Source organism: Marinobacter sp. LA51 (assembly GCF_030297175.1).
Lineage (GTDB): Bacteria > Pseudomonadota > Gammaproteobacteria > Pseudomonadales > Oleiphilaceae > Marinobacter > Marinobacter apostichopi.
In genome coordinates, this window is the sequence record NZ_AP028070.1 from 1,436,731 (window position 1) to 1,461,180 (window position 24,450).

The window sequence follows — 24,450 nt, forward strand, 5'->3', positions numbered from 1 at the left end:
AGGGAGAATCTGTGTTTGATGTAACCCGATATGCCATCGCGGCCGACGAGATCGTCGGTGCCGGTCGATTCCTGTACCAGCGAGGCTGGTCACCGGCCACCAGCAGCAACTATTCCGCGCGCGTTGATGACCAGCACATTGCGATCACCGTATCCGGTCGTCACAAGGGACAGCTGGGTGCGGGCGACGTCATGGTGGTGGATCTGGCCGGTAAGCCGGTGCAGAGTAATTGCCGGTCGTCCGCCGAAACCCGTCTGCACACGGTGCTGTACGAGGTCTTCCCGGAGGTCGGCGCCGTGTTGCACACCCATTCGGTCAAGGCCACGGTGCTGAGCCGCCTGTTGGCAGCGGGTGAGCCGCTGGTGCTGGAAGGTTACGAGTTGCAAAAGGCGTTCAGCGGTGTCGATACCCATGAGTCGGTGTTGTCCGTGCCGGTGTTCGACAATACCCAGGATATCGACGCCCTGGCTCGCGATACCAAAGCCTGGTTCAGCACCCATCCGGATCAGCCCGGATACCTGATTCGCGGTCACGGCCTCTACACCTGGGGCAAAACCATGGCCGATTGCCTGCGCCATGTCGAAGCCTTCGAATTTTTGTTTGAATGTGAGCTTGAAACCATGAGGGTTCGCCCATGACTACCTTGAGTGTTTTTGATCAAAGCCAGCCAGCGACGGCCAATACGGTAACCGACAACCCGTCGGAAATTCGCGACCTGCTGGCCCAGCACGGCGTGCGCTTTGAACAGTGGCCGACCCGTGACCTGCCGGCCGATGCTTCCTCGGAAGACATTCTGGCGGCTTACCAGGACGAAATCTCGACCCTGAAAGCCGAGAACGGTTTCCAGACTGCCGACGTCATCAGCCTGAACCCGGACAACCCGCAGAAAGAAGCGTTTCGCCAGAAATTCCTGGATGAGCATACCCACAGCGAAGACGAGGTACGGTTCTTTGTTCGAGGGCAGGGACTGTTCTATCTGCACTTTGGTGACCAGGTGCTGGCGGTACTGTGCCAGAAGAACGATCTGATCAGTGTGCCCAATGGCACCCGGCACTGGTTTGATATGGGGCCGGAACCTGCGTTTACCTGCGTTCGCCTGTTTACCAATCCGGAAGGCTGGGTTGCCGACTTCACTGGCGAAGACATTGCCGGACGGTTGCCACGCTACGAAGCGCTGGCGGGAGCGGTCGAATGATTCGGGTTGTTTTGACCGATATCGAAGGCACCACCAGTTCGATTTCCTTCGTTCACGATGTCCTGTTTCCGTATGCCAGCGAGCACCTGGCTGACTTTGTTCGGGCTCAGCACGCGGACAACCCGTTGGTCGCGGAGCAATTGGATGCGGTGGCGACCACCGCTGGCGTTGATCGCGAAGATATCGATGGCTTGATCGACAGGCTTCAGGCCTGGATTCGTGAGGATCGCAAGGAAACGCCGCTGAAGACTCTCCAGGGCCTGATCTGGGAGCAGGGTTATCAGCAGGGCGTACTCAAGGGCCACATCTACGATGACGCCGCCGATTACCTGCAGCGTTGGCATGATCGGGGCCTGCGTCTGTTCGTATATTCTTCCGGGTCGGTTAAAGCCCAGCAGCTGATTTTTGGCCATACCACGGCGGGCGACTTTACCCCGTACTTCTCCGGCTATTTCGATACCCGGGTCGGAGGCAAGAAAGAATCCGGGTCGTATCAGGCCATCCTCGGTGAGCTGGGGGTAGAACCGTCCACGGTGTTGTTCCTGTCCGACGTTGAGGCGGAACTGGAAGCGGCCGAAACGGCAGGAATGCAGACGGCCTGGCTGGTTCGCGATGGAGACCTGCCGGACACTGGCCGCTTTGTCGCCCGCACTTTTTCGGAGGTGGATACCCTGCTTCGGAAGCGGTAATCCGCCCTTGGCGTAACCCATCAGGAGATATTCATGCCCGGTACAGGATGGATCAGGATGTGCGTTCCGGGCCTGTTGATGGTGGTGCTGAGCGCCTGTAATCCTTTCTCTGAAGCCCGTCCGATGATGGACGAATACGTCGAACGGGTTGCCCGGGTTCTGGAAACAGAGCCCGAGCTTTCTGCCATCGATTCCCCCACCCACATTCCCCGTCGCCGTGACCGCGTACTGACCATGCCCGAGCTTGATTTGGGTATGCTCGATTTCCTCTCGCTCTACGGCTGTGAATTGCAGTTCGTAGTAGGTGAGAAGAATTCGGTGATGGGCAAGGTTATGCAGCCGCTGAACCGGCTGCGCTATGAGCTGCGCTTTATTCGCGCAGCCCAGGACTGTATCCCGGAAACCGAAGACGAAGATCTGGTGGAGGTGCTGAACGAAGCCATTGCCAGCAAGCGGGAAACCCTGCCGATTGCGATCTGGAATGCCACCTGGGGCGTCGAGGAGATCGAGACCCTGTTTACCTTGGCCAAAGGTTATTACCCGGTTCAGAGTGAGGGCAATCCGGTGGCGGATCTGGCCCGCGACAGTGATCGGATGAATCAGGTCGTGGGCGCGCTGTTGGCGGGAAAAGTGGAAGCGAATGCGCTAGAGGCAAATGCTCTGGGAAAGGAGGCGCTGGAAGAAAGCGCGCTGGAGTTTGCCGGTGCGGTCCAGCAACGCTGGCAGGCGGAATACCGAGCCGGCCAGCTGATCAACAGTGCCGCACTGGTTAAAACTCGACTGAATGACGCCACCGCATTGCTGCAACAGCGAATTCAAAAACGTCCGTTGTGTCTCAAGGGCAAGCCGAACAATCAGTCAGAGATTGTCCAGAGCATGTTCTTCAGTGTTTACATCGAAAAGATACAGCCCTACATGAGTGATCTTCGCCGGGCCCGGGTTGAGCTGATCGAACCCTTGGCGATGATGGCGGAGCGACAAAGGGCGGTGATGCCGCCCGAGTTCGCCCGTTGGTATCGCAAGCACCTGTCTCAGGTGGCAGACGACAGCCTGTGGGTTGAGCTGGACGCCGCCATGGCGCGCCATACTGAAAGCTGGCAGGCCTTGCTGGAACAGTGTGGAATGCGGCCCGGTGCCTGAACTCGCTGGCGAATCAGCGTTGGCTTTCCGGTGTCACCCGCAGGATCTCTTCCACGGTTGTCAGCCCCGCGGCGACTTTTTGAGCGCCACCCAGTCTGAGTGACTTCATCCCTTCTTTGTAGGCGTCCAGCCGCAGCTGCTCGAGTTCGCAGCGCTCGGTGATCTGCCGGGTCAGGTTGCCGGACAGGCTCATGATCTCATACACACCCGCGCGTCCCATGTAACCGGTATTCCGGCATTCCAGGCAGCCAACCGGCTGGTAGAACTGTTTCGGTACCGGCGCTTTCCAGGGCCGGGTCAGGGTCTGCCAGGCTTGCTCATCCGCCGGCCCCGGTGCCTTGCAATGTGGGCAGAGGGTGCGGGCGAGACGCTGGGCCATAACCCCCAGAACAGTCGCCCGGATCAGGTAGGGCGGAATGCCCAGTTCCATCAGACGGGTGATGGCGCTGGGCGCGTCATTGGTGTGCAGGGTGGAGAGCACAAGATGGCCGGTGAGGGCGGCCTGAACAGCCATTTCGGCGGTCTCCAGGTCGCGGATTTCGCCGATCATGATGATGTCCGGGTCCTGTCTCAACAGTGCCCGCACGCCCGCGGCGAAAGTCAGATCGATGTTGTTCTGGACCTGCATCTGGTTGAAGGCGGGCTCCACCATCTCGATCGGGTCTTCGATGGTGCAGACATTCAGCTCCGGCGATGCGATCTGCTTCAAGGTTGAGTACAGGGTGGTGGTCTTGCCCGAGCCTGTCGGGCCGGTGACCAACACAATGCCGTGGGCCTGGGAGGTGATGGTCTGCCAGCGTTCGCGGTCGTCCTTGCCGAAGCCCAGTTGCTCATAGGACTTCAGCAGCACATCCGGGTCAAAGATCCGCATCACCATCTTTTCGCCAAAGGCGGTGGGCATGGTGGCCAGGCGCAGTTCCACTTCCCGGTTGTCGGGTTTGCGGGTTTTGATTCGGCCGTCCTGTGGCCGCCGCTTCTCGGCCACATTCAGACGCCCGAGAATTTTCAGGCGGCTGGTGACGGCAACGCCCACGTGTTCCGGGAATTCGTAGACGTTGTGCAGCACCCCGTCGATCCGGAAACGCACCTGGGTAACCGTCCGTCGTGGCTCTATGTGAATATCCGAGGCGCGCTGGTCAAAGGCGTACTGGAGTAGCCAGTCGACGATCTTGACCACGTGCTGGTCGTTGGCGTCCGGGTTTTCGCTGGTACCCAGGTCCAGCAATTGCTCGAAGTTGTTGCTGCCAACCGAGGTTGACGATTGGCCGCCGCCGGCTTTGCTGACGGAATTGGCCAGCTGGTAGAACTCGACCGTGTAGCGGCGGATGTCCTCCGGATTGGCAACCACCCGGCGGATGTCTTTCCGCATGGCCTGTTTCAGGTTGCCTTCCCAGTCCGATTTGAACGGCTCCGAGCTGGCAATAAACACTTCATCCGGGCCAATCTCCACCGCCAGGATGCCGTGGCGCTGCGCAAAGGCGTACGACATCACCTTGGCGATGGCCGAAACATCAATCTTCAGTGGATCAATGTGGAAGTAGGGCTGTCCGGCCCAGTCAGCAAGCCATTGGGTCAGCCGGTCGAGATCCAGGGTTCGATCGGTTTTCCGGCTGGTAAGCGCGGCAATCGCCACCAGTTCCAGAGGGTGTCGTTTGGCATCCTGGCCTTTGCCAGAGGCGGCGCCGAGATTGGCGGTGAGCACGCGCTCGGCGTCGTCCTGGCTGATTTCCCCGCTGGTGACCAACGCCGTGCACACATCTCTGAGAGTCAGGATGCTTCGGGCTGGTGCCGTCGGCCGACTGGCGTGTTCTGGCGTCTTGGTATCAGACATAGGGTCTCGTTATCAGGAGCATTGCGGTGGCAGTCAGCCCGCGACTGGGCGGTTGACCTTCAGGTGAACCATGGCGACCGTAAACAGCAGGAAGGTCAGTACGGTCAGGATAACCGGGCCAACGTCGCCCTCACTCAACCAGGCGGAAACCACGGCTTGAGTAAAGTAGAAAATGATCACAAACGCCATCCAGATGTAGCCGCGGTTGTGGCCACGGAATACCGGTACCGCAAAGGCAAGAAGGGGGAGCAGCTTCACGGCCAGTATCAATGGAATGGAGACGCCTTCCACGGGAGTCGGGTAGAAGGTGGTGGCCAGCAGCGTTGCGAGAACCGCCAAGTACAGCAGTATGGTCAGGCGCGCCGTGTTCTGGGCCTTCGGATTGTGCAGCATAGTGTATTTTCCAAAATTAGTGTTCAAATGAAATACGGGCTTTAGCCCCGGCTGTATCAGGCGGACAGTTTCAGCGCGAACCGGGCAAGCCGCTCACCTAAGGCCTGGCACAATGATTTTTCGTGCTCGCTGATCGGTAGTTGCTCCCCGGTACCGGCCCAGTGACTGGGGCCATAGGGGGTGCCGCCAGTCTCGGTCTCGCCCAGCGCCTTCTCGGTGTAGGGCAGGCCGCACAGCACCATGCCGTGGTGCAGCAGCGGAATCATCATGGTCAGCAAGGTGCTTTCCTGGCCGCCATGAAGGCTGCCGGTAGAGGTGAAAGCGCCCGCAGGCTTGCCGGACAGGGTGCCACTGAGCCAGAGATCACCGGTGGTGTCGAGAAAATGTTTCAGCGGCGCCGCCATGTTGCCAAACCGGGTCGGGCTGCCAAGGGCCAAGCCCGCACATTCGGCGAGGTCGGCCTTGCTGGCATAGGGGGCGCCGCTGTCGGGCACCGCTGACAGCGATGCCTCGGTTGCCGGCGACACGGGTGGAACGGTCCTGATTCGGGCTTCGATCCCACTGACCCGGGCCACGCCCCGGCCGATCTGGGTAGCCAGCTCTGCGGTTTGGCCATTACGGCTGTAATACAGAATCAGGATGTAAGGCGATTGTTCAGCCATGGGCGAAGTCCTGGTGTAAGAAATGACGGTGACGGTGTTGGAATAACTACCGGAATTACAAAATGGACAATACGTTTTCCGGTGGTCGGCCTACCGCGACCTTGCCATTCGCGAGTACAATGGGGCGCTCGATCAATTTGGGCGTGGCCACCATGGCTGCAATCAGTTGCTCGCGGCTCAGTTCGGGGTTATCGAGCCCAAGTTCCCGGTATTCCTTTTCCTTGGTGCGCATCAGCGCCCGGGGTTCGCAATCAAGAGCCGACAGGATGTCCGCCAGTTCAGCCACTGTGGGTGGTGTGTCCAGGTAGCGTACGATTTCCGGCTCAATGCCCCGGTTGGTAAGCAGTTCAAGGGTCTGTCGCGATTTCGAGCAGCGCGGGTTATGGAAAATCCGGGTGGGTTCTGTCATGTTCTGGCCTGATCGTCCGTCTGAATGGATGCCGTTGTTTAAGTGGCTCGTAGTCTAACAGGAGGTTTTCTCGTGCAGTACCCTGCAAACCGGAGCTTTTTCCGCCGGATGGCCCGTGTTGGGCTGTTCTTCCTGGTCGTGGCGTTGGCCGGTTGTGAGAAGATTGAACTGGAGCGGGCCGACGGGCCAAAGATGAACTGGGATATGCTTCGCGGCCAATGGGTGCTGGTCAATTACTGGGCCGAGTGGTGCAAGCCCTGCCTGGAGGAAATCCCGGAACTGAATGAACTGGACAAGGCGCCGGACATTGCCGTGCTGGGTGTCAATTTTGACGGCGTGCGTGGCGAAGAATTGGAGCGCCTGGGCGAGCGCATGGGAATCGAGTTCACCATGCTGGCGGAAGACCCCGGTCAGAAACTAGGCTGGCAGACCCCCGTGGCCCTGCCGGCCACCTTTATTGTTAACCCCGAAGGGGATCTGCTGGAAGCCCGGTTTGGGCCCCAGACAGAAGCAGACATCCGGGCCCTGATCGGCGGTTAATCGCCGGGCCCAAACAGAATTTATCAGCAGGAATTGCCTGACGTTATGGCGCAGACTTTTGTACACCTCCGCGTGCACTCCGAATACTCCATGGTCGACGGACTGGTCCGGGTCAAACCCCTGATCGGCCGTGTGGCCGAACTGGGCATGCCCGCGGTCGGCCTTACCGACCAGTCCAACATGTGCTCGCTGGTTCGCTTTTACAAGGCCGCAACCGGCGCCGGGGTCAAGCCCATCATGGGAGCCGACCTTTGGCTGGAAAATCCCGATGAGCCGAACAACCCGTTCCGGCTGACACTGCTGGCCCGGAATAATGACGGTTACCTGAACCTGACCGAGATCATTTCCCTCGGCTATACCGAAGGGCAGCGCTTTGGCAAGCCCATCATTCAGCGCAAATGGCTGGAAGCGCGTCCTGATGGCCTGATCATGCTGTCCGGCGCCAAAATGGGTGACATCGGCAAGGCCCTGATGGCCGAGAAGCCGGAGTTGGCCAGGGAGCGAGCGGCTTACTGGATGAACCTGTATCCGGGGTCCTGTTACCTGGAGCTGCAGCGAACCGGCCGGGACGGCGACGAAGACTGCCTGCATCTGAGTGTCGAACTGGCCCAGGAACTGGGCCTGCCGGTGGTCGCCACCAACGATGTGCACTTCCTCACGGCTGACGATTTCGAAGCCCATGAAGCCCGGGTTTGCATCGGGGAGAGCCGGACTCTGGATGATCCGCGTCGGGATCGTCGGTTCAGCGATCAGCAGTACCTGCGCAGTGCCGAGGACATGATCGAGCTGTTCTCCGACATCCCAGAGGCCATCGAGAACACCGTGGAGATCGCCCGCCGGTGCTCGGTGAAGGTGCGCATGGGTGAGTACTTCCTGCCGAACTATCCCATCCCCGACGGGATGACCATGGACGACTACTTCCGCAAAGTCTCCGAGGAAGGTCTGGAGGAGCGGCTTGCCAAGACCCTGAGCAAGGACGATCCGGAGTACGACGAGAAGCGGGCGGCCTACTACAAGCGCCTGAACTTCGAGTTGGATATCATTATCCAGATGGGGTTCCCTGGCTACTTCCTGATCGTTATGGACTTCATCAAGTGGGCCAAGAATAACGGCGTTCCTGTAGGGCCGGGCCGGGGTTCCGGTGCCGGTTCGCTGGTGGCTTACGCCCAGTTGATCACTGATCTTGACCCGCTGGAATACGACCTGCTGTTCGAGCGCTTCCTGAACCCGGAACGGGTATCCATGCCCGACTTCGACGTCGACTTCTGCATGGAAGGCCGGGACCGGGTCATTGAATACACGGCCCAGAAATACGGCCGGGAAGCGGTCTCCCAGATCATCACTTTCGGCACCATGGCGGCCAAAGCGGTGGTGCGGGATGTGGCGCGGGTGCAGGGCAAGTCTTACGGCCTGGCGGACAAGCTGTCCAAGCTGATCCCGTTTGAGCCGGGCATGACCCTGGAAAAGGCGATTGAGCAGGAGCCCCAGCTGAAAGATTTCCTGGAGCAGGACGAGGAAGCCCAGGAAATCTGGGAGATGGCGCTCAAGCTTGAGGGGATATGCCGGAACGCCGGTAAGCACGCCGGCGGCGTGGTGATCGCGCCCACCAAGATCACCGATTTCTCGCCGTTGTACTGCGATGACGAGGGCGGCAGCCTGGTTACCCAGTTCGACAAGGGCGACGTGGAAGACGCCGGCCTGGTCAAGTTCGACTTTTTGGGCCTGCGTACGCTTACCATCATCAAGTGGGCCCTGAACATGATCAACCCGCGCCGGCAACAGCGCGGATTAACGGAACTGGATATCAACGAGATTCCGCTCGACGATGTTCCGTCCTTCGACATGCTCAAGAAGGCCGAGACCACGGCGGTATTCCAGCTGGAATCCCGGGGTATGAAAGACCTGATCCGGCGCCTGCAGCCGGATTCCCTGGAAGACATGATCGCCCTGGTGGCATTGTTCCGGCCGGGTCCGTTGCAGTCGGGCATGGTCGATGACTTCATCGACCGGAAGCACGGTCGCCAGCCCATGTCTTTCCCGCACCCGGACTATCAGTACGAAGGCCTGAGACCGGTTCTGGAGCCCACCTATGGGGTTATCCTTTACCAGGAGCAGGTCATGCAGATCGCCCAGGTGATGGGTGGCTACAGTCTGGGTAACGCCGACATGCTGCGCCGGGCCATGGGTAAGAAAAAACCCGAGGAAATGGCCAAGCAGAAGCAGTTCTTCCTGGACGGCTGCGAGCAGAATGGCATCGACAAAACTCTCGCGGAGAATATTTTCGACCTGGTGGAGAAGTTCGCCGGTTACGGTTTCAACAAATCCCACTCCGCCGCCTACGCGCTGGTGTCCTACCAGACTCTGTGGCTGAAAGCCCATTACCCGGCCGAATTCATGGCCGCGGTACTCACCGCCGATATGCAGAACACCGACAAGGTGGTCACTCTGGTGGAAGAGTGCCGCAACATGAAATTGGACCTGCTGGTGCCGGACGTCAGCCGCTCGGATTTCACCTTCACCGTGAACGACGAGGGCCAGATCGTGTACGGCCTGGGCGCCATCAAGGGCCTGGGTGAGGGGCCGATCCAGAGCGTGGTTGAAGGCCGCGGTGACGGCGAGCCTTACCAGGATATTTTCGATTTCTGCCGCCGCATTGATCTGAAAAAGGTCAACAAGCGGGCCATGGAGGCATTGATCCGCTCCGGTGCCATGGATAAGTTGGGCGCCAGTCGGGCCCAGTTGATGGCCAGTATCGATAAGGCAGTTCAGCAGGCCGGCCAGCAATCCCGGAACGAATCCGTGGGCATGACCGATATGTTCGGCGAGATGCTGGAAGGGGGCGAAGGCGAAGATGTTTACGCCGACGTTGTCGGTGTCCGGGAATGGCCCGAAAAGCAGCGGCTGAAAGGGGAAAAAGACACCCTGGGCCTGTATCTTACCGGGCACCCGTTTGACGAATACGAGAAAGAGGTGCGCCGTTTCGTGCGCTCCTCCATTGCTGACCTGAAGCCCAACAAGTCACCGCAGCGAGTGGCAGGGCTGGTGGTGGCGCAGCGCACCATGAAAACCCGCACCGGGTCCACCATGTGCTTCATCACCCTGGATGACCGGAGTGCCCGCATCGAGGCCACCCTGTTCTCGGAGGCCTTTTTCGAGAACCGCGAATTGCTGCAGTCGGATCAGGTGATCGTGGTGGAAGGCCAGGTCAGCCACGACGATTACTCCGGGCAGATGAAAATGCGGGTGAGTTCGGTGATGGACGTGGGCAGTGCACGCCAGCAGTTCAGCAAGGGGTTGAAGCTGGCCCTGCGTTCGGAACAGCTGCAGAACGGCTTGCTGGAAAAGCTGGACAGCACCCTGAGGCCGTTTCGCTGTGAAGGCAGCCCGGTCTGGATCGAATACAGCAGCGACGAGGCCAGGACCCGTATCGAGCTGGGGGATTCCTGGCGCGTGCAACCGGACGATAACCTGTTGCTGGAGCTTCGGTACCTGGTGGGCGACCAGTCCGTTGAACTGGTCTATGATTGAGTTAGTCCGGCAAGGTTCTGGGCGCTAATACGGCTGACACATTGATAAATTACGGTTTTGTCAGAATGCGGACTCATACCAATGTCCGCTTTAGCCGTGTTGCGGGCGCTGCTATCTTTGTCCCAAATTCTGGTTTGGCGGAGTGTTTCTCCACCTGGCAATCAAATGATGGAACATCATGAACCCTAATTATCTGGATTTCGAACAGCCTATTGCCGACCTGGAAGCCAAGATTGAAGAGCTTCGCATGGTGGGCAACGACACCGACATTAACATCAGCGATGAAATTACCCGGCTGAAGAAGAAGAGCGTCAGCTTGACCGAGAGTATTTTCTCGGATCTGAAGCCGTGGGACGTTGCGCGTCTGGCACGCCATCCGCGCCGACCCTATACCCTTGATTACATCGAGTCGATGTTCGAGGATTTTGACGAGCTGCACGGTGATCGGCGCTACGCTGACGACCTGGCCATCGTGGGCGGCACCGCCCGCCTGGACGACAAGCCGGTCATGGTGATTGGTCACCAGAAAGGTCGGGAAGTGCGTGACAAAGTAAAGCGCAACTTCGGCATGCCTCGCCCTGAAGGCTACCGTAAGGCCCTGCGCCTGATGGAAATGGCCGAGCGGTTCAATATGCCAATCCTCACCTTCATTGACACCCCGGGCGCCTATCCAGGCATCGGTGCCGAAGAGCGTGGGCAGAGTGAAGCCATTGCGTTCAACCTGGCGGTGATGTCACGGCTGAAAACTCCGATCATCTCCACCGTTATCGGTGAGGGTGGCTCCGGTGGCGCACTGGCCATCGGTGTGTGCGATCAGCTGAACATGCTGCAGTACTCCACTTATGCCGTTATCTCTCCCGAAGGTTGTGCCTCTATCCTCTGGAAAAGTGCAGAGTATGCAGCGCAGGCCGCAGAAGCTATGGGTGTAACTGCAGACCGGCTCAAGGATCTCGGGCTGGCGGACAACGTCATCCAGGAACCCTTGGGTGGTGCGCACCGGAATCCGGACAAGATGGCCCAATCCCTGAAAGACATTCTGGCCAAGGGCGTGTCCGAGCTGTCCCGCCTGCCCAAGGACGAACTGGTCGCACGCCGCTATGAGCGGCTGACCCGCTATGACACCGGGCGCTAAGCCCGAGAACGGCGTTGCCTGGCCGGACGCCCTGTGTGCTCCGGTCAGGTCACTTCCCGAACACGCCCGCCTGTGGGTCGCCGTCAGTGGTGGCCTGGATTCCGTCTTGCTGCTCCATGTGGTCGCCCATTCCCACGCCGCCCGGGTTCCGGTTGTCGCTATCCACGTTAATCATCAGTTGCAATCCAATGCCAGCGACAGCGAAGCCCTGTGCCGTGCGCTGTGCGATCGGTTGGGTGTGCATTTTATTTCCCGTCGGGTGTCGGTGCAGACTGACAAGGTAAGTGACGAGGCTGGTGATGTTGGCGGTATTGAAGAAGCTGCGCGCAGGGCACGCTACTCGGTGTTTGAGCAGGTTCTGGAACCGTGCGATCTGTTGCTGATGGCACATCACGCTGATGACCAGGCGGAAACGATTTTGTTTCGGCTGATGCGTGGCAGCGGCGTTGCCGGACTGGCAGGAATGCCCCGCAGCCGGGCGCTGGGTGCCGGTCAGCTGGTCCGGCCCTGGCTGGATCTGGAGCGGGCAGAGCTTGAGCGTTGGGCGCGCCAGGCGTCACTCGATTGGGTGGAAGATCCGAGCAATACCGATCAGGGCTACGATCGCAATTACCTGCGCCACGGCATCCTGCCGGGCCTGAAAGCCCGCTGGCCGAACCTGAGCCGGAGGCTTCGGCACAGTGCCGGCGCGTGCGCGGACAGCGCTTTTCTGAATGACCGACTGGCGGAACTCCAATGCGCCCAGGTGGGTGATACCGATGGACGATTGTCGTCGCCATCGTTACAGGCGCTGGCAGCGATTGAACAGGTCAATCTGGTGCGCTGGTGGATTCGCCAGCAGGGCTTTGAGCCGCCTGCGATCTCGGACTGGCAGCAGGTGCTGCAAGAGTTGCTGGAGGCCGGACCGGACCGTGAGCCCGAGTTGCTGGGCGAAGGGTTCAGCTTGCGCCGGTTCCAGGGCCGGATATACCTGGTGCCGGAGCGAGGGGAGAAACCGGATTCGCCTCAGGAGTTTTTGCCTGGTCAATCGATCGTGTTTGGAGGCTGGACGCTTGCCCTGGAATCCGCCGCTAACCCGGAATCGGTGTTGCCGCCAATACGGGTATCTACGAGGCAGGGTGGCGAACGCATCCGATTGCACCCGGACGGGCACTCGAAATCACTGAAAAACTGGCTGCAGGAACAGGCTGTTCCACCCTGGGAGCGGACCCGTCTTCCGTTGGTTTTTGCGGGTTCGGGGGATGATGCCGTACTCATTGCCGTAGGCGATCTGTGGTGTTCGGGCCAATACTCGGGAAGCGCTCCTGCCGCCGGCTGGAGGCTCATCGTGAAGCGGGAAGGTGATTGAGTCAGTGGGGGGATTCTGGTAGTCTGGCGTCCCATCTTGAGATGACAATCTCCCTCCTTCACCGAACCAGACAATCATGGAATCTGCATGACGCGTTATATTTTCGTCACCGGCGGTGTCGTGTCCTCCTTGGGGAAAGGTATCGCATCAGCCTCACTGGCTGCGATCCTCGAGGCACGCGGCCTGAAGGTCACTATTCTCAAGCTGGACCCGTACATCAACGTGGACCCCGGCACCATGAGCCCGTTCCAGCACGGTGAAGTTTTTGTCACCGACGACGGCGCGGAAACAGACCTGGACCTGGGGCACTACGAGCGGTTTATCCGCACGCCCATGACCCGTCGCAACAACTTCACCACCGGTCGCGTATACGAAGAAGTCATTCGTAAAGAGCGCCGTGGCGATTATCTCGGCGGTACCGTGCAGGTCATCCCGCACATTACCGACGAGATCAAGCGTCGTGTGGTTGAAGGCGCTGCCGGTGCAGACGTGGCCTTGATCGAAGTAGGCGGAACCGTGGGTGACATCGAATCCCTGCCGTTCCTTGAAGCCTGCCGTCAGCTAAAGGTTGAAGTCGGCGCCCAGCGTGCGCTGTTCATGCACCTGACCCTCGTGCCCTACATCGCCACCGCCGGTGAGATTAAAACCAAGCCGACCCAGCATTCCGTCAAGGAAATGCGCTCCATTGGCTTGCAGCCGGACATTCTCCTGTGCCGTTCAGAGCACGAGGTGGATGCCAGCTCCCGTCGTAAGATTGCCCTGTTTACCAACGTGGAAGAGCGTGCAGTTATCCCGCTGCAGGACGCCAAGTCCATTTACGCCATTCCGCGTATGCTGCACGAGCACGGTCTGGACCAGCTGGTCATTGAGCGCTTTAACCTGGATGCCCGTGCCGCCAACCTGAGCGAGTGGGACAACGTTGTCGAATCCTTGCTGAATCCGCAGGGCGAGGTGACCATCGCCATGGTCGGCAAATACATGGAGCTGCTCGACGCTTACAAGTCGTTGATCGAATCCCTGCTTCACGCCGGCATCAAGACTCGCACCAAGGTTAATATCAACTACATCGATTCCGAAGACATCGAGCGGGACGGCACCGGCGCACTCGAGAGTGCCGACGCCATTCTGGTTCCCGGTGGCTTTGGCGAGCGCGGCGTCGAAGGCAAGATCCGAACGGTCCAATACGCCCGTGAGAACCGGGTGCCGTATCTGGGCATCTGCCTGGGTATGCAGGTGGCCGTTATTGAATACGCGCGCAATGTCGCCGGCCTGAAGGATGCCCACAGCACTGAATTCCGTTCTCATACGCCTGAGCCGGTTGTTGGTCTGATCACTGAATGGCTGGACGCCAGCGGCGAGAAGGAAGAGCGTACCGACGATTCCGACCTGGGTGGCACCATGCGCCTGGGCGCCCAGGATTGCGTGCTCACTGAAGGCAGTACCATCGCGAACTGCTATGGCCGCAAGACCATTCGCGAGCGTCATCGCCATCGTTACGAAGTGAACAACCATTTCCTGCCCAAGCTCAAAGATGCTGGCCTGCGGATTTCTGGCAAGTCGTCCGATGACAAGCTGGTGGAAGTTGTGGAAGTAGCCGACCATCCCTGGTTTGTGGCGTGTCAGTTCCACCCCGAGTTCACCTCGACGCCTCGCGACGGTCATCCGTTGTTCAAGGGCTTTGTTTCTGCGGCACTGGCTCGCAAGCAGGGAGACTGATCATGGCACGGCACACTGTGAACGTATCGGATATCGAAGTTGCCAACGATCGTCCGTTTGTGCTGTTTGGCGGCATGAACGTGTTGGAATCCCGGGAAATGGCCTTTGAAGTGGCCGAGGCCTACGTTGAAGCTTGTGGCAAGCTGGGGATTCCCTATGTCTTCAAGGCATCGTTCGACAAGGCCAACCGCTCTTCGGTGAATTCGTTCCGTGGTCCCGGTCTGGATGAGGGCCTGCAGATCCTGGCCGACATCAAGAGCAAGTTCGGTGTGCCGATCATTTCTGACGTCCATGAGCCTGCCCAGGCTGCACCGGCAGCAGAGGTGTGTGACGTCATCCAGTTGCCGGCTTTCCTGAGCCGGCAGACCGATCTGGTGGTCGCCATGGCGAAAACCGGCGCGGTTATCAATATCAAGAAAGCCCAGTTCCTGGCGCCCCAGGAAATGAAGCACATCATCACCAAGTGTGAGGAAGCCGGTAACGACAAGCTGATCCTGTGCGAGCGGGGCAGCAGCTTCGGCTACAACAACCTGGTGGTCGACATGCTGGGCTTCGGCATCATGAAGCAGATGGATGTACCGGTGCTCTTTGATGTGACCCACGCCCTGCAGATGCCGGGTGGTCGTGCGGATTCCGCTGGTGGCCGCCGCGCCCAGGTGACGGACCTGGCGCTTGCCGGCATGTCCCAGGGGCTGGCCGGGCTATTTCTGGAGGCTCATCCAGATCCGGATCAGGCCAAATGCGACGGCCCTTGTGCCCTGCGTCTGAGCCAGCTGGAACCGTTTCTGGCACGGGTCAAGGCCGTGGATGACCTCGTCAAAAGCTTTAAACCTATCGACACCGCCTGATTGGCGGTGTTCTTCGTTTCGTCCCTCTTTGATTACCTGAAAACTTTGGAGATGCATCACAATGACCAAGATTGCCAACATCAAGGCGCGCGAAGTGCTCGACTCCCGCGGCAACCCGACCGTTGAAGCCGACGTAATCCTCGAAGATGGCACCCTGGGCCGCGCCTGTGCGCCTTCCGGCGCCTCTACCGGCTCCCGCGAAGCGCTTGAACTGCGTGATCAGGACGACTCCCGGTACCTGGGTAAGGGTGTTCGCAAGGCGGTTGATGCGATAAACAGCAAGATTCGTGATGCCCTTTTGGGTAAGGACGCTTCGGACCAGCGTGGCCTCGACAAGGTGATGCTGGAACTTGATGGCACCGAAAATAAGGCCAATCTTGGCGCCAACGCCATTCTGGCCGTATCCCTGGCAGCCGCCAAGGCCGCAGCCGAGTCTCTGGGCAAGCCTTTGTACGCCCACATTGCCGACCTGAACGGCACCTCTGGCAAGTTCAGCATGCCGGTTCCCATGATGAACATCCTCAACGGTGGCGAGCACGCCGACAACAACGTTGATATCCAGGAATTCATGGTACAGCCGGTGGCCGCCAAGAGCTTCGCCGAAGCACTGCGCATTGGTGCTGAAATCTTCCACAGCCTGAAGAAGGTGCTCAAGGCACAGGGCCTGAACACCGCTGTCGGTGATGAAGGTGGTTTTGCTCCGAACCTTCCGTCCAACGAAGCCGCACTGGCAGTGATCAAGGAAGCGGTCGAGAAGGCCGGTTACGCGCTGGGCACCGACGTGACCCTGGCTCTGGACTGTGCGTCTTCCGAGTTCTACAAGGATGGTCAGTACCAGCTGTCCGGTGAGGGCAAGAGCTTTGATTCTGCAGGCTTTGCCGATTACCTGGCAGGCCTGTGCGAGCGTTTCCCGATCGTGTCCATCGAAGACGGCATGGACGAGAGCGACTGGGACGGCTGGAAAGTGCTGACTGATAAGCTGGGCAGCAAGGTGCAGCTGGTGGGCGACGATCTGTTTGTGACCAACACCCGCATCCTCAAGGAAGGCATTGAGAAGAGCGTGGGTAACTCCATCCTGATCAAGTTCAACCAGATCGGTAGCCTGAGTGAAACCCTGGATGCCATCAAGATGGCGCAGGATGCCGGCTACACGGCCGTTATCTCGCATCGCTCCGGCGAAACCGAGGACACCACCATTGCCGATCTCGCGGTTGCGACCTGTGCCGGCCAGATCAAGACCGGCTCACTGTGCCGTTCTGATCGCGTTGCCAAGTACAACCAGCTGCTGCGCATCGAAGAAGAGCTTGAAGGTAAGGCTCCGTATCGTGGTCTGAGCGAAATCAAGGGCCAGGGCTGAAGCCCATCCTTCCATTTTGAGCCACAATCTTTATGATTGTGGCTACAAAGTGATTAAGGCCATCCCGATCTGGATGAAAATCCAATCGAGATGGCCTTTTTACACAAGCGGTTAGAAGAAGTTGTTGTTAATCTACTCCAAGGTCTATACTCGGCAAACGTCGTTTACTTTTTAATCGGTTAATCCGGAACGGGCTCGGCAATGAAGTTGCTCTGGACCACAATGATTGTGCTGATACTCCTGCTACAGGTGCGCCTGTGGGTCGGGGAGGGCAGCTTTGCGCAGGTCTGGGCGCTGGAAAAGTCTATTGCTGAGCAGCGTGAGGAGAACTCCGAGCTGGCGACCCGTAACGAGCGCCTCTACGCAGAGGTTCGTAACCTGCGTAATGAGCAGAGCGCCGTGGAGGAAAGGGCCAGGATGAACCTTGGTTTGATTCGCGAAGACGAAACCTTCTTTCTTGTCGTAGAGAATTGAGCTCCTTCTTCGGAGTGTAGATCGACGAGGCTGCCTTTCCCGGGAACCGCTACGAGCACATCCATGTGCGCTTGGCTGTGGCCATCCATGGCCACAGACATTCCCGGAAAAGGCAGTCTCGCCGATCTTCCGACCTTGTACGGGCGCCCCATGACTGAATCCAACCTCTGGCTCATTGTTCCTGCTGCTGGGATTGGCCAGCGAATGCAGGCTGAATGCCCCAAGCAGTACCTTCGTATTGATTCCCGTTTTATTCTCGATATCACCCTTTCGCGTGTGCTGAATGCTGCCCGGTTTTCCGGCTGCATGGTTCCCCTGAATCCGTCCGACCATTGGTGGCCGACTACCGAGTCCAGTCAGGATGAACGAATCCAGATTTGCACCGGCGGTACCGAGCGCGCGGATTCGGTGTTGGCGGCGCTGCGTGCGTTGGCTGGCCAGGCTGAGGACGATGACTGGGTTCTGGTGCACGATGCAGCACGGCCGTGCGTGCTTGGTGAGGATCTGAACAAGCTGATCGACACCTTGTCCGGGCACCCGGTTGGCGGACTGTTGGCGGCGCCGGTTGCGGACACGCTGAAGAAGGCGGGCCCGGGTGAGAATCCGGAAGTGCAGGAAACCGTGGACCGACGCGCGCTGTGGCGGGCTCTGACACCGCAGATGTTTCGCTATTCCGCGCTGGTGGCTGCGCTTGAAAAAGCCCTGGAGGCTGGGTTACCGATCACGGATGAGTCCTCTGCCATGGAGTTTTCCGGTACCATGCCGGTACTGGTTGAAGGCCGGCCTGACAACATCAAGGTCACGGTTCCTGCGGATCTGGATCTTGCTGGCTTTATTCTCAGCCGTTTCTGAATTTTCTCGTTTCCCGGAGTAGGTTATGCGTATTGGTCAGGGCTTTGACGTCCACGCCTTTGGTCCAGGCGATTCGGTGATTCTTGGCGGGGTATCCATTCCCCACAGTCAGGGCCTGAAGGCGCATTCGGATGGCGATGTGCTGCTGCACGCGCTGGCGGATGCCCTGCTGGGTGCGGTCGCTCTGGGGGATATTGGGCACCTGTTTCCGGACACCAGCGACGAATGGGCCGGCGCGGACAGTCGCGATCTGCTGCGCCGGGTCATGCAGAGGGTGCGGGAAGAGGGCTATGGTGTGATCAATATCGACAGCACCATCATTGCCCAAGCGCCAAAAATGGCGCCGCACATTGAGGGCATGCGCCTGAACATCGCCGAGGATCTCGGTATTCCGGCGAGTCGTGTGAGTGTGAAGGCCACCACCACCGAAAAGCTCGGTTTCACTGGCCGCGGTGAGGGTATTGCTTGCCAGGCCGTGTGTCTGCTGGAGCCGGTGTCTTCGTGAGTAACAACGACGAATCCACGAGTCACTGGCGTCTGGACTGGCCGACCTCGGCCGGTGGCCGAATCGCCCGGGGTCAGTTGAAATCCTGCCCTGAAGACTTCCAGGTGGATGAGGATCTGGAGGGAGTGCCCGCAGAGGCGTCGCCCGAGGACATTGCCGGGGACGGCGAACACCTGTATCTGCGACTTCGCAAAACTGGCGACAACACCGAGTTCGTGGCGCGGGAACTGGCCTCGCTTGCAGGCTGCCGGTCGTTTGATGTTGGCTTTTGTGGCCTGAAGGACCGTCACGCTGTCACCAGCCAGTGGTTCAGTCTCTATCGCCCGGGCAAGGCATCAGAAGATTCCGAGTTTATTGCAAGCGTGGCCGAGCGCTGGCAGGTGCTGTCGGCATTCCGCTCCAGCCGCAAGCTGCGTCGCGGTGATCATCAGGGCAACCGCTTTGTCATCGTTCTGCGGGACGTGGTGGGAGCACACGCCGATATTGATGAGGCCCTCGCCCGGCTGAAGGAGCAGGGGGCACCGAATTATTTTGGTCCCCAGCGCTTTGGTCATGGTGGTGGTAATCTGGACCAGGCGGCGATCATGGATCCGTCCGCCATGGACAGCCGGTCCCGTTCTGGTGGACGCGGTCGCAAAGGCAAAAACCGCGCTGGCAGAGAGGCTTCGAAAAACGTATTGTACTTTTCGGCGGCACGTTCGTGGCTGTTCAATGAGGTGCTTGCCCACCGGGTATCTGAGGGTAGCTGGCTCACAGCAATGGACGGTGAACCGGGTTTTTCTGAGGCTGACTCGGTACCAACGGGACCGCTGTGGGGTGATGGCGGAACTGTTGCCGAAGGGGTGCAGGGCGAGTTGGAGCGCCAGGTGGTCGAGCAGGCACCGGATCTTGTCCGGGTATTCTCAACCACTCGAATGAAACCCGAGCGGCGTGCCCTGGCAGTTTTGCCCAGTGAGTTGGTGTGGCAATGGCAGGATGACGGCAGTCTCCGACTTGAGTTCTCACTGGCACCCGGACAGTACGCCACCACACTGCTGAATGATGTATTCGAGCTTGAGGACATGAGCCTCGGCCGCCATAACAAACAACAAGGCTAGCGGAGAACACAGTGCGTATTCTGTTGTCCAACGATGACGGCGTTCACTCACCAGGATTGGTTGCCCTGTTCGAGGGCTTGAAGGGCCTTGGTGATCTGGAAGTCGTGGCTCCGGATAGGGACCATAGCGGGGCCAGTAATTCCCTGACCCTGAACCGGCCGTTAACGGTTGAACAGCATCCCAATGGCTTTCGTTCCGTGGATGGTACCCCTACCGACTGCGTACATCTGGCAGTCAATGGATTGTTTGATCAGCCGTTTGATCGGGTTGTCTCGGGGATCAATACCCACGCCAACCTTGGTGACGACATCATCTATTCCGGCACCGTTGCTGCGGCCACGGAGGGACGCCACCTGGGCCTCCCGGCAATTGCCGTCTCCCTGGTCAATAACGGGCACTTCCACTATGAAACGGCGGCACGAGTAGTTCGTCACTTGCTCGAGAGCGCCCGACCTTTGGCCCTCGGGCCCCGCTCGATTCTGAATGTGAACGTACCTGACTTGCCCTGGAACGAGTTGAACGGTTTCCGGGTGACCCGTCTGGGGCACCGTGAGCGGGCCGAAGGTGCAGTGCCCATGACCTGCCCGCGGGGCAAGGAGCGCTACTGGATTGGTGCCGCCGGCGCAGGTGGCGATGCCGGTCCCGGGACCGATTTTCAGGCCATTCGCGAAGGCTATGTCTCGATCACTCCCGTTCACATCGACATGACCCGTCATGATGCCATGGCTTCGCTGCGGGAGTGGGTCGAGGGGCTGGACGATTGCGGGGAGGCTGAAGCATGACCGCGCAATTGCAGGGTATTGGAATGACCTCGCGCCGCACCCGAATGCGCCTGGTGCAACGCCTGCGCGAGGCCGGTATTGAGTCGGATCGAGTGCTGGATGTCCTTGGCGAAGTTCCCCGCCATATTTTCCTGGATGAAGCGCTTTCTCACCGCGCCTATGAGGATACGTCCCTACCCATCGGCTATGGCCAGACCCTATCCCAACCCTACATTGTGGCCCGTATGACTGAGCTGATGCTGGCGCATGAGCCTGAGCGGGTGCTTGAGCTGGGCACCGGTTCCGGCTACCAGACTGCGGTGCTCGCTCGGCTGTTTGATGAAATCTACAGTGTTGAAAGAATCAAACCTTTGCAGGATCGGGCCCGCGACCGGTTGCGTCAGCTTCATGCCCGTAACGTGCTCCTGAAGCACGCGGACGGCGGCATGGGGTGGCCAGACCGTGGTCCGTTTGATGGCATCATTGTCACTGCTGCCCCGGTCGAGATACCCCAGGAACTGTTAATGCAGTTGCGGGACGGCGGCGTGTTGATCGCCCCCGTGGGAGAGGAAGATCAGATTCTGGTGGAAGTGACCCGCCGGGGTGACCGGTTTGACCACAAGGAACTGGAGCCCGTGCATTTTGTACCGCTGCTCGGCGGGGTGGTTCGGTGACCAACAGCGATCAAGCCAGTTCCGAAGGAGAGCGCCGGCACCATCCGGCCGCGGTATTTGTCCGGGGTATGGCCATGGGCGCTGCGGACATAGTGCCCGGTGTATCCGGTGGTACCATCGCCTTTATTACGGGAATTTATTTTCGCCTGCTTGAGGCCATCAACGCGGTGCCCGGTGCGGTCGTGCGCGATCTGTTTCGAGGTCGGCTACAGGCATTCTGGCACGCCTGTGATGGCACCTTCCTGGTGTGTTTGCTCGCCGGCGTGCTGACCAGCATTCTCACGCTGGCATCCCTGATCAGTTACGTTCTGGTCACCTATCCCATTTTGATCTGGAGTTTCTTTTTCGGGCTGATTGTTGCCTCGGTCTGGCACGTGGGTCGTCAGGTCCGGCAATACAAGGCTTTCCTGTGTTTGCCCCTGATTGCTGGCATCGCATTGGCGTGGTGGATAACCACCTTGTCCGCAGTACAGCCGGCGCCGTCGTCCCTGACTTTCTTTCTGGCCGGTGCGCTGGCCATCTGCGCAATGATTTTGCCGGGGATTTCCGGCAGTTTCATCCTGGTCATTATTGGCATGTACGCACCGGTGCTAGAGGTCATCCAGTCGGCCAATATTACCCTGCTGGCGTTGTTCCTGGTCGGGTGTGTGTTAGGCCTGCTGTCCATCGCACGAGTGATTACCTGGGCATTTCATCATTTTCACGATGTGGTCCTGGCCGTGCTTACAGGCTTCATGATTGGGGCGCTGAACAAAGTGTGGCCCTGGAAACAGACCCTTAGCTGGCGGTCCAACAGTGCCGGTGAACAGGTGCCGCTGAACGAAGCGAGTGTCAGTCCGTTCACCTTTGCGGATATAACCGGACAGGATCCGCAAGTGGCTTTCGCGTTGCTGGTGGCGCTGGCAGGCTTCTTGTTGGTGCTGGCCGTCGAGTGGGGCGGTGGGCGCCATCAACGCAACGGTTAGTGTGCGGTTCACCGTGGAAAAATTTCCAAAGTGTTACCTAATGCACATTTTGACTGTTCCTACCGGTAACAGATGTGGTCAGTCAGTAACTTGGATTCCAGATTGAATTGTGCAATATATTAGCAAGTTACTCATAAAACTTTAGAAAGTTGTTTGGCACGCCGTATGCGTTATACGGATTATTTATAACTGGGTCGTTTTTATTCTTGTGAGATTTTTTCGTGGGTTAATCAATGCCGCCTGGCCGGCTTCCCCGCGGTTCCCTTCCGGTGCCCAGGCCTCCCGTTGTGCGCCAAAACGTCTCAGCAAGCGGTCAGTGTCGGCGGCCATCCTCCTGTTTGTAGCGCTCCTCTCCGGCTGTAACACCTCCGCACTCTACCGTGACGACATCTATAACCCGCCGGTGTACTGGGGTCGTCATGTGGTGCAACCGGGTGAGACGCTTTATGGCATTGCTTGGCGCTATGGCCGTGACTATCGCGAACTGGGTGACGCCAACGGACTGGAGCCGCCCTGGAACCTGAAAGCAGGGCAGGTGCTGCGGCTAGACTTACGCGGAACGGTAACATCCAGCAGCCAGACTAAGGTTGCGGCCAGTAAACCAAAGGCCTCATCGCGCAAACCCCGGGCCTCTACATCAGCTCGGCCGACGGCCAAGCCGACGGTAACCCGGACACCCAAGAAAGGGGCTCCATTGAAGTCCCAGAGTCAGACCGTGGCCCGAGTAGACTGGCGCTGGCCCCACGTTGGCACCGTAATTGCTGGATATTCAACATCCGGAAAAGTCAATAAAGGTATTGATATTGCCGGAAAAGCCGGAGATGCTGTAAGGGCAGCAGCACAAGGAAATGTTGTCTACGCCGGCAACGGGTTGCTTGGTTACGGTAACCTGATTATCGTGAATCACAATGAGCACTATCTGAGCGCTTACGCACACAACCGGAAGATTCTGGTGCAGGAAGGGGAGGACGTTAAAGCCGGTCAAGTGATCGCAGAGCTTGGTAGCAGTGGCACCGAACGACCCATGTTGCATTTTGAAATCCGTAAGAATGGCAATCCGGTTGATCCCTCCCACTATCTGCCAAGGCGTTAATGAGCAGACGGCCCGGATGCGGTCGCTCCTGATCAACCGGCACTGACAGACAGACCACTAGAAAATAATAAAAACGGTCACCGTTGTGACCGGCCAACCAACAGATGTCCTGAAGAAGAAAAGAAGCCGTACAAAGAACGTTCGCAATAACAAGAAAGACCGAACGAACATCCAGGATGATTGAGAGGCGGGGCAAGAAAATGTCAGCAGACCAGGAAGATATGATTGTTGATCGTGTCGTGGACGAGGATGAGTCCGAAGATCAGTTGCTTGCAGAAGAGAAGGTGGAGAAAACGTCGGCCGGAAGTGACCGGGCCGATAGCGAAGAAATTCCTACCCAGGGGCGTTATTTCACCAGCCAGAAACAGCTGGACGCCACTCAGCTTTACCTCAATGAAATTGGCTTTTCCCCCCTACTGACACCGGAAGAAGAAGTGTATTTTGCCCGGCTGGCACGCAAGGGTGAGGAATCCGGCCGCAAACGCATGATTGAAAGCAATCTGCGCCTGGTGGTCAAGATTGCACGGCGTTACGTTAACCGTGGACTGACCCTGCTGGATCTGATTGAAGAGGGCAACCTCGGGCTGATCCGGGCCGTGGAGAAGTTTGATCCGGAGCGCGGGTTCCGCTTCTCGACCTACGCCACCTGGTGGATCCGACAGACCATTGAGCGGGCCATCATGAACCAGACCCGCACCATTCGCTTGCCGATTCACGTGGTCAAAGAGCTGAACCTGTACCTGCGCGCCGCGCGAGAGCTGACCCAAAAGCTGGATCATGAGCCCTCGGCCGAGGAAATCGCGCGCTTGGTGGATAAGCCGGTCGCCGACGTGAAACGCATGCTCGGACTCAATGAGCGCGTAGCGTCCATGGATACACCGATTGGTACCGGCGGGGAAAAGTCTCTGCTCGACACGGTTGCTGATGAAGGTGCCTCGGATCCGGCCGATCTGCTGCAGGACAACAACATGTGCTCCTGCCTCGAGAAGTGGATCGATCTGCTCAGTGATAAGCAGCAAGAAGTCCTGTCGCGTCGCTTTGGTCTTCGGGGCTATCCGGTAAGCACGCTGGAAGAAGTAGGGCAGGAGATCGGGCTGACCCGGGAGCGGGTCCGGCAGATTCAGGTAGAGGCGTTACGTCGCCTGCGTGAAATTCTGGAAAAGGAAGGCCTGTCCGGAAACCTGCTGTTCAAGTAATCTCTCTTTGATCGTTCTGCTTTGAACCGGCCGGGGTAACCCTGC

General features: G+C 58.8%; 24 protein-coding genes. 20 read left to right on the forward strand and 4 right to left on the reverse strand.

Annotation, left to right across the window (positions count from 1 at the left end; genetic code table 11):
• Nucleotides 1-11 precede the first annotated feature (11 nt).
• The 4 genes from QUE89_RS06570 to QUE89_RS06585 are packed head-to-tail and all read left to right on the forward strand — an operon-like array spanning nucleotide 12 to nucleotide 3,024.
• Nucleotides 12-638 (forward strand): methylthioribulose 1-phosphate dehydratase, encoded by a 627-nt coding sequence (locus QUE89_RS06570; protein ID WP_286222408.1) that lies wholly within the window; start codon nucleotides 12-14, stop codon nucleotides 636-638.
• Nucleotides 635-1,195, forward strand: coding sequence for a 1,2-dihydroxy-3-keto-5-methylthiopentene dioxygenase (locus QUE89_RS06575; protein WP_286222410.1), 561 nt, complete (start codon nucleotides 635-637; stop codon nucleotides 1,193-1,195). The genes QUE89_RS06570 and QUE89_RS06575 overlap by 4 nt, the downstream gene beginning before the upstream one ends.
• Nucleotides 1,192-1,884 carry an acireductone synthase gene (gene mtnC, locus QUE89_RS06580; protein WP_286222411.1) on the forward strand — a complete coding sequence of 231 codons (693 nt, stop codon included), beginning with the start codon at nucleotides 1,192-1,194 and terminating at the stop codon, nucleotides 1,882-1,884. The genes QUE89_RS06575 and mtnC overlap by 4 nt, the downstream gene beginning before the upstream one ends.
• A gap of 33 nt (nucleotides 1,885-1,917) precedes the next feature.
• Entirely contained in the window at nucleotides 1,918-3,024 is a 1,107-nt protein-coding gene (locus QUE89_RS06585; protein WP_286222412.1) for a DUF3080 domain-containing protein, read from the forward strand.
• Between the two features lie 13 nt (nucleotides 3,025-3,037).
• On the opposite strand, the gene tfpB is transcribed toward QUE89_RS06585, so the two are convergent.
• Genes tfpB through arsC form a run of 4 tightly spaced genes read right to left on the reverse strand, consistent with a single transcriptional unit; the run spans nucleotide 3,038 to nucleotide 6,319 of the window.
• Nucleotides 3,038-4,855 (reverse strand): type IV pilus assembly ATPase TfpB, encoded by a 1,818-nt coding sequence (gene tfpB / locus QUE89_RS06590; protein ID WP_286222413.1) that lies wholly within the window; start codon nucleotides 4,853-4,855, stop codon nucleotides 3,038-3,040.
• 33 nt (nucleotides 4,856-4,888) lie between these two features.
• Nucleotides 4,889-5,248, reverse strand: coding sequence for a DUF2069 domain-containing protein (locus QUE89_RS06595; RefSeq protein WP_286222414.1), 360 nt, complete (start codon nucleotides 5,246-5,248; stop codon nucleotides 4,889-4,891).
• Nucleotides 5,249-5,304: 56 nt separating this feature from the next.
• Complete coding sequence (wrbA, locus tag QUE89_RS06600; protein WP_286222415.1) at nucleotides 5,305-5,910, reverse strand: NAD(P)H:quinone oxidoreductase; 606 nt, start codon at nucleotides 5,908-5,910, stop codon at nucleotides 5,305-5,307.
• A gap of 55 nt (nucleotides 5,911-5,965) precedes the next feature.
• Nucleotides 5,966-6,319 (reverse strand): arsenate reductase (glutaredoxin), encoded by a 354-nt coding sequence (arsC, locus tag QUE89_RS06605; protein ID WP_286222416.1) that lies wholly within the window; start codon nucleotides 6,317-6,319, stop codon nucleotides 5,966-5,968.
• 108 nt (nucleotides 6,320-6,427) lie between these two features.
• On the opposite strand from arsC, the gene QUE89_RS06610 reads away from it, so the two are divergent.
• From QUE89_RS06610 to rpoS, 16 genes are all read left to right on the forward strand, one after another.
• Entirely contained in the window at nucleotides 6,428-6,859 is a 432-nt protein-coding gene (locus tag QUE89_RS06610; RefSeq protein ID WP_286222831.1) for a TlpA family protein disulfide reductase, read from the forward strand.
• A gap of 45 nt (nucleotides 6,860-6,904) precedes the next feature.
• A complete protein-coding gene (gene dnaE / locus QUE89_RS06615; RefSeq protein WP_286222418.1) occupies nucleotides 6,905-10,387 on the forward strand; it encodes a DNA polymerase III subunit alpha in 3,483 nt (1,160 codons plus the stop codon).
• Between the two features lie 178 nt (nucleotides 10,388-10,565).
• Nucleotides 10,566-11,519, forward strand: a complete 954-nt coding sequence (gene accA / locus QUE89_RS06620) for an acetyl-CoA carboxylase carboxyl transferase subunit alpha (protein ID WP_286222419.1) — start codon at nucleotides 10,566-10,568, stop codon at nucleotides 11,517-11,519.
• On the forward strand, nucleotides 11,503-12,867 hold the full coding sequence (gene tilS, locus QUE89_RS06625; protein WP_286222420.1) for a tRNA lysidine(34) synthetase TilS: 1,365 nt from the start codon (nucleotides 11,503-11,505) through the stop codon (nucleotides 12,865-12,867). Before accA ends, tilS begins: the two co-directional genes overlap by 17 nt.
• A gap of 87 nt (nucleotides 12,868-12,954) precedes the next feature.
• A complete protein-coding gene (gene pyrG / locus QUE89_RS06630; RefSeq protein WP_286222421.1) occupies nucleotides 12,955-14,583 on the forward strand; it encodes a CTP synthase in 1,629 nt (542 codons plus the stop codon).
• Nucleotides 14,584-14,585: 2 nt separating this feature from the next.
• Nucleotides 14,586-15,431, forward strand: coding sequence for a 3-deoxy-8-phosphooctulonate synthase (kdsA, locus tag QUE89_RS06635; protein ID WP_286222422.1), 846 nt, complete (start codon nucleotides 14,586-14,588; stop codon nucleotides 15,429-15,431).
• 61 nt (nucleotides 15,432-15,492) lie between these two features.
• Nucleotides 15,493-16,788, forward strand: a complete 1,296-nt coding sequence (gene eno / locus QUE89_RS06640) for a phosphopyruvate hydratase (RefSeq protein ID WP_286222423.1) — start codon at nucleotides 15,493-15,495, stop codon at nucleotides 16,786-16,788.
• A gap of 201 nt (nucleotides 16,789-16,989) precedes the next feature.
• Complete coding sequence (locus tag QUE89_RS06645) at nucleotides 16,990-17,262, forward strand: septum formation initiator family protein (RefSeq protein WP_041342676.1); 273 nt, start codon at nucleotides 16,990-16,992, stop codon at nucleotides 17,260-17,262.
• Nucleotides 17,263-17,412: 150 nt separating this feature from the next.
• The gene (gene ispD, locus QUE89_RS06650) at nucleotides 17,413-18,114 is read left to right on the forward strand and encodes a 2-C-methyl-D-erythritol 4-phosphate cytidylyltransferase (RefSeq protein WP_286222832.1); all 702 of its coding nucleotides are present in this window, start codon (nucleotides 17,413-17,415) and stop codon (nucleotides 18,112-18,114) included.
• A 25-nt stretch (nucleotides 18,115-18,139) separates the two neighbouring features.
• Complete coding sequence (gene ispF / locus QUE89_RS06655) at nucleotides 18,140-18,619, forward strand: 2-C-methyl-D-erythritol 2,4-cyclodiphosphate synthase (protein ID WP_286222424.1); 480 nt, start codon at nucleotides 18,140-18,142, stop codon at nucleotides 18,617-18,619.
• Nucleotides 18,616-19,716 (forward strand): tRNA pseudouridine(13) synthase TruD, encoded by a 1,101-nt coding sequence (gene truD, locus QUE89_RS06660; RefSeq protein WP_286222425.1) that lies wholly within the window; start codon nucleotides 18,616-18,618, stop codon nucleotides 19,714-19,716. The genes ispF and truD overlap by 4 nt, the downstream gene beginning before the upstream one ends.
• 11 nt (nucleotides 19,717-19,727) lie before the next feature.
• Nucleotides 19,728-20,498, forward strand: a complete 771-nt coding sequence (gene surE, locus QUE89_RS06665) for a 5'/3'-nucleotidase SurE (protein WP_286222426.1) — start codon at nucleotides 19,728-19,730, stop codon at nucleotides 20,496-20,498.
• Complete coding sequence (locus QUE89_RS06670; RefSeq protein WP_286222427.1) at nucleotides 20,495-21,151, forward strand: protein-L-isoaspartate(D-aspartate) O-methyltransferase; 657 nt, start codon at nucleotides 20,495-20,497, stop codon at nucleotides 21,149-21,151. The genes surE and QUE89_RS06670 overlap by 4 nt, the downstream gene beginning before the upstream one ends.
• Nucleotides 21,152-21,219: 68 nt before the next feature.
• Nucleotides 21,220-22,116, forward strand: a complete 897-nt coding sequence (locus QUE89_RS06675) for a DUF368 domain-containing protein (RefSeq protein ID WP_353506804.1) — start codon at nucleotides 21,220-21,222, stop codon at nucleotides 22,114-22,116.
• A gap of 316 nt (nucleotides 22,117-22,432) precedes the next feature.
• On the forward strand, nucleotides 22,433-23,209 hold the full coding sequence (locus QUE89_RS06680; RefSeq protein WP_286222428.1) for a peptidoglycan DD-metalloendopeptidase family protein: 777 nt from the start codon (nucleotides 22,433-22,435) through the stop codon (nucleotides 23,207-23,209).
• Nucleotides 23,210-23,409: 200 nt separating this feature from the next.
• The gene (gene rpoS, locus QUE89_RS06685) at nucleotides 23,410-24,405 is read left to right on the forward strand and encodes an RNA polymerase sigma factor RpoS (RefSeq protein ID WP_286222429.1); all 996 of its coding nucleotides are present in this window, start codon (nucleotides 23,410-23,412) and stop codon (nucleotides 24,403-24,405) included.
• Nucleotides 24,406-24,450: the final 45 nt, after the last annotated feature.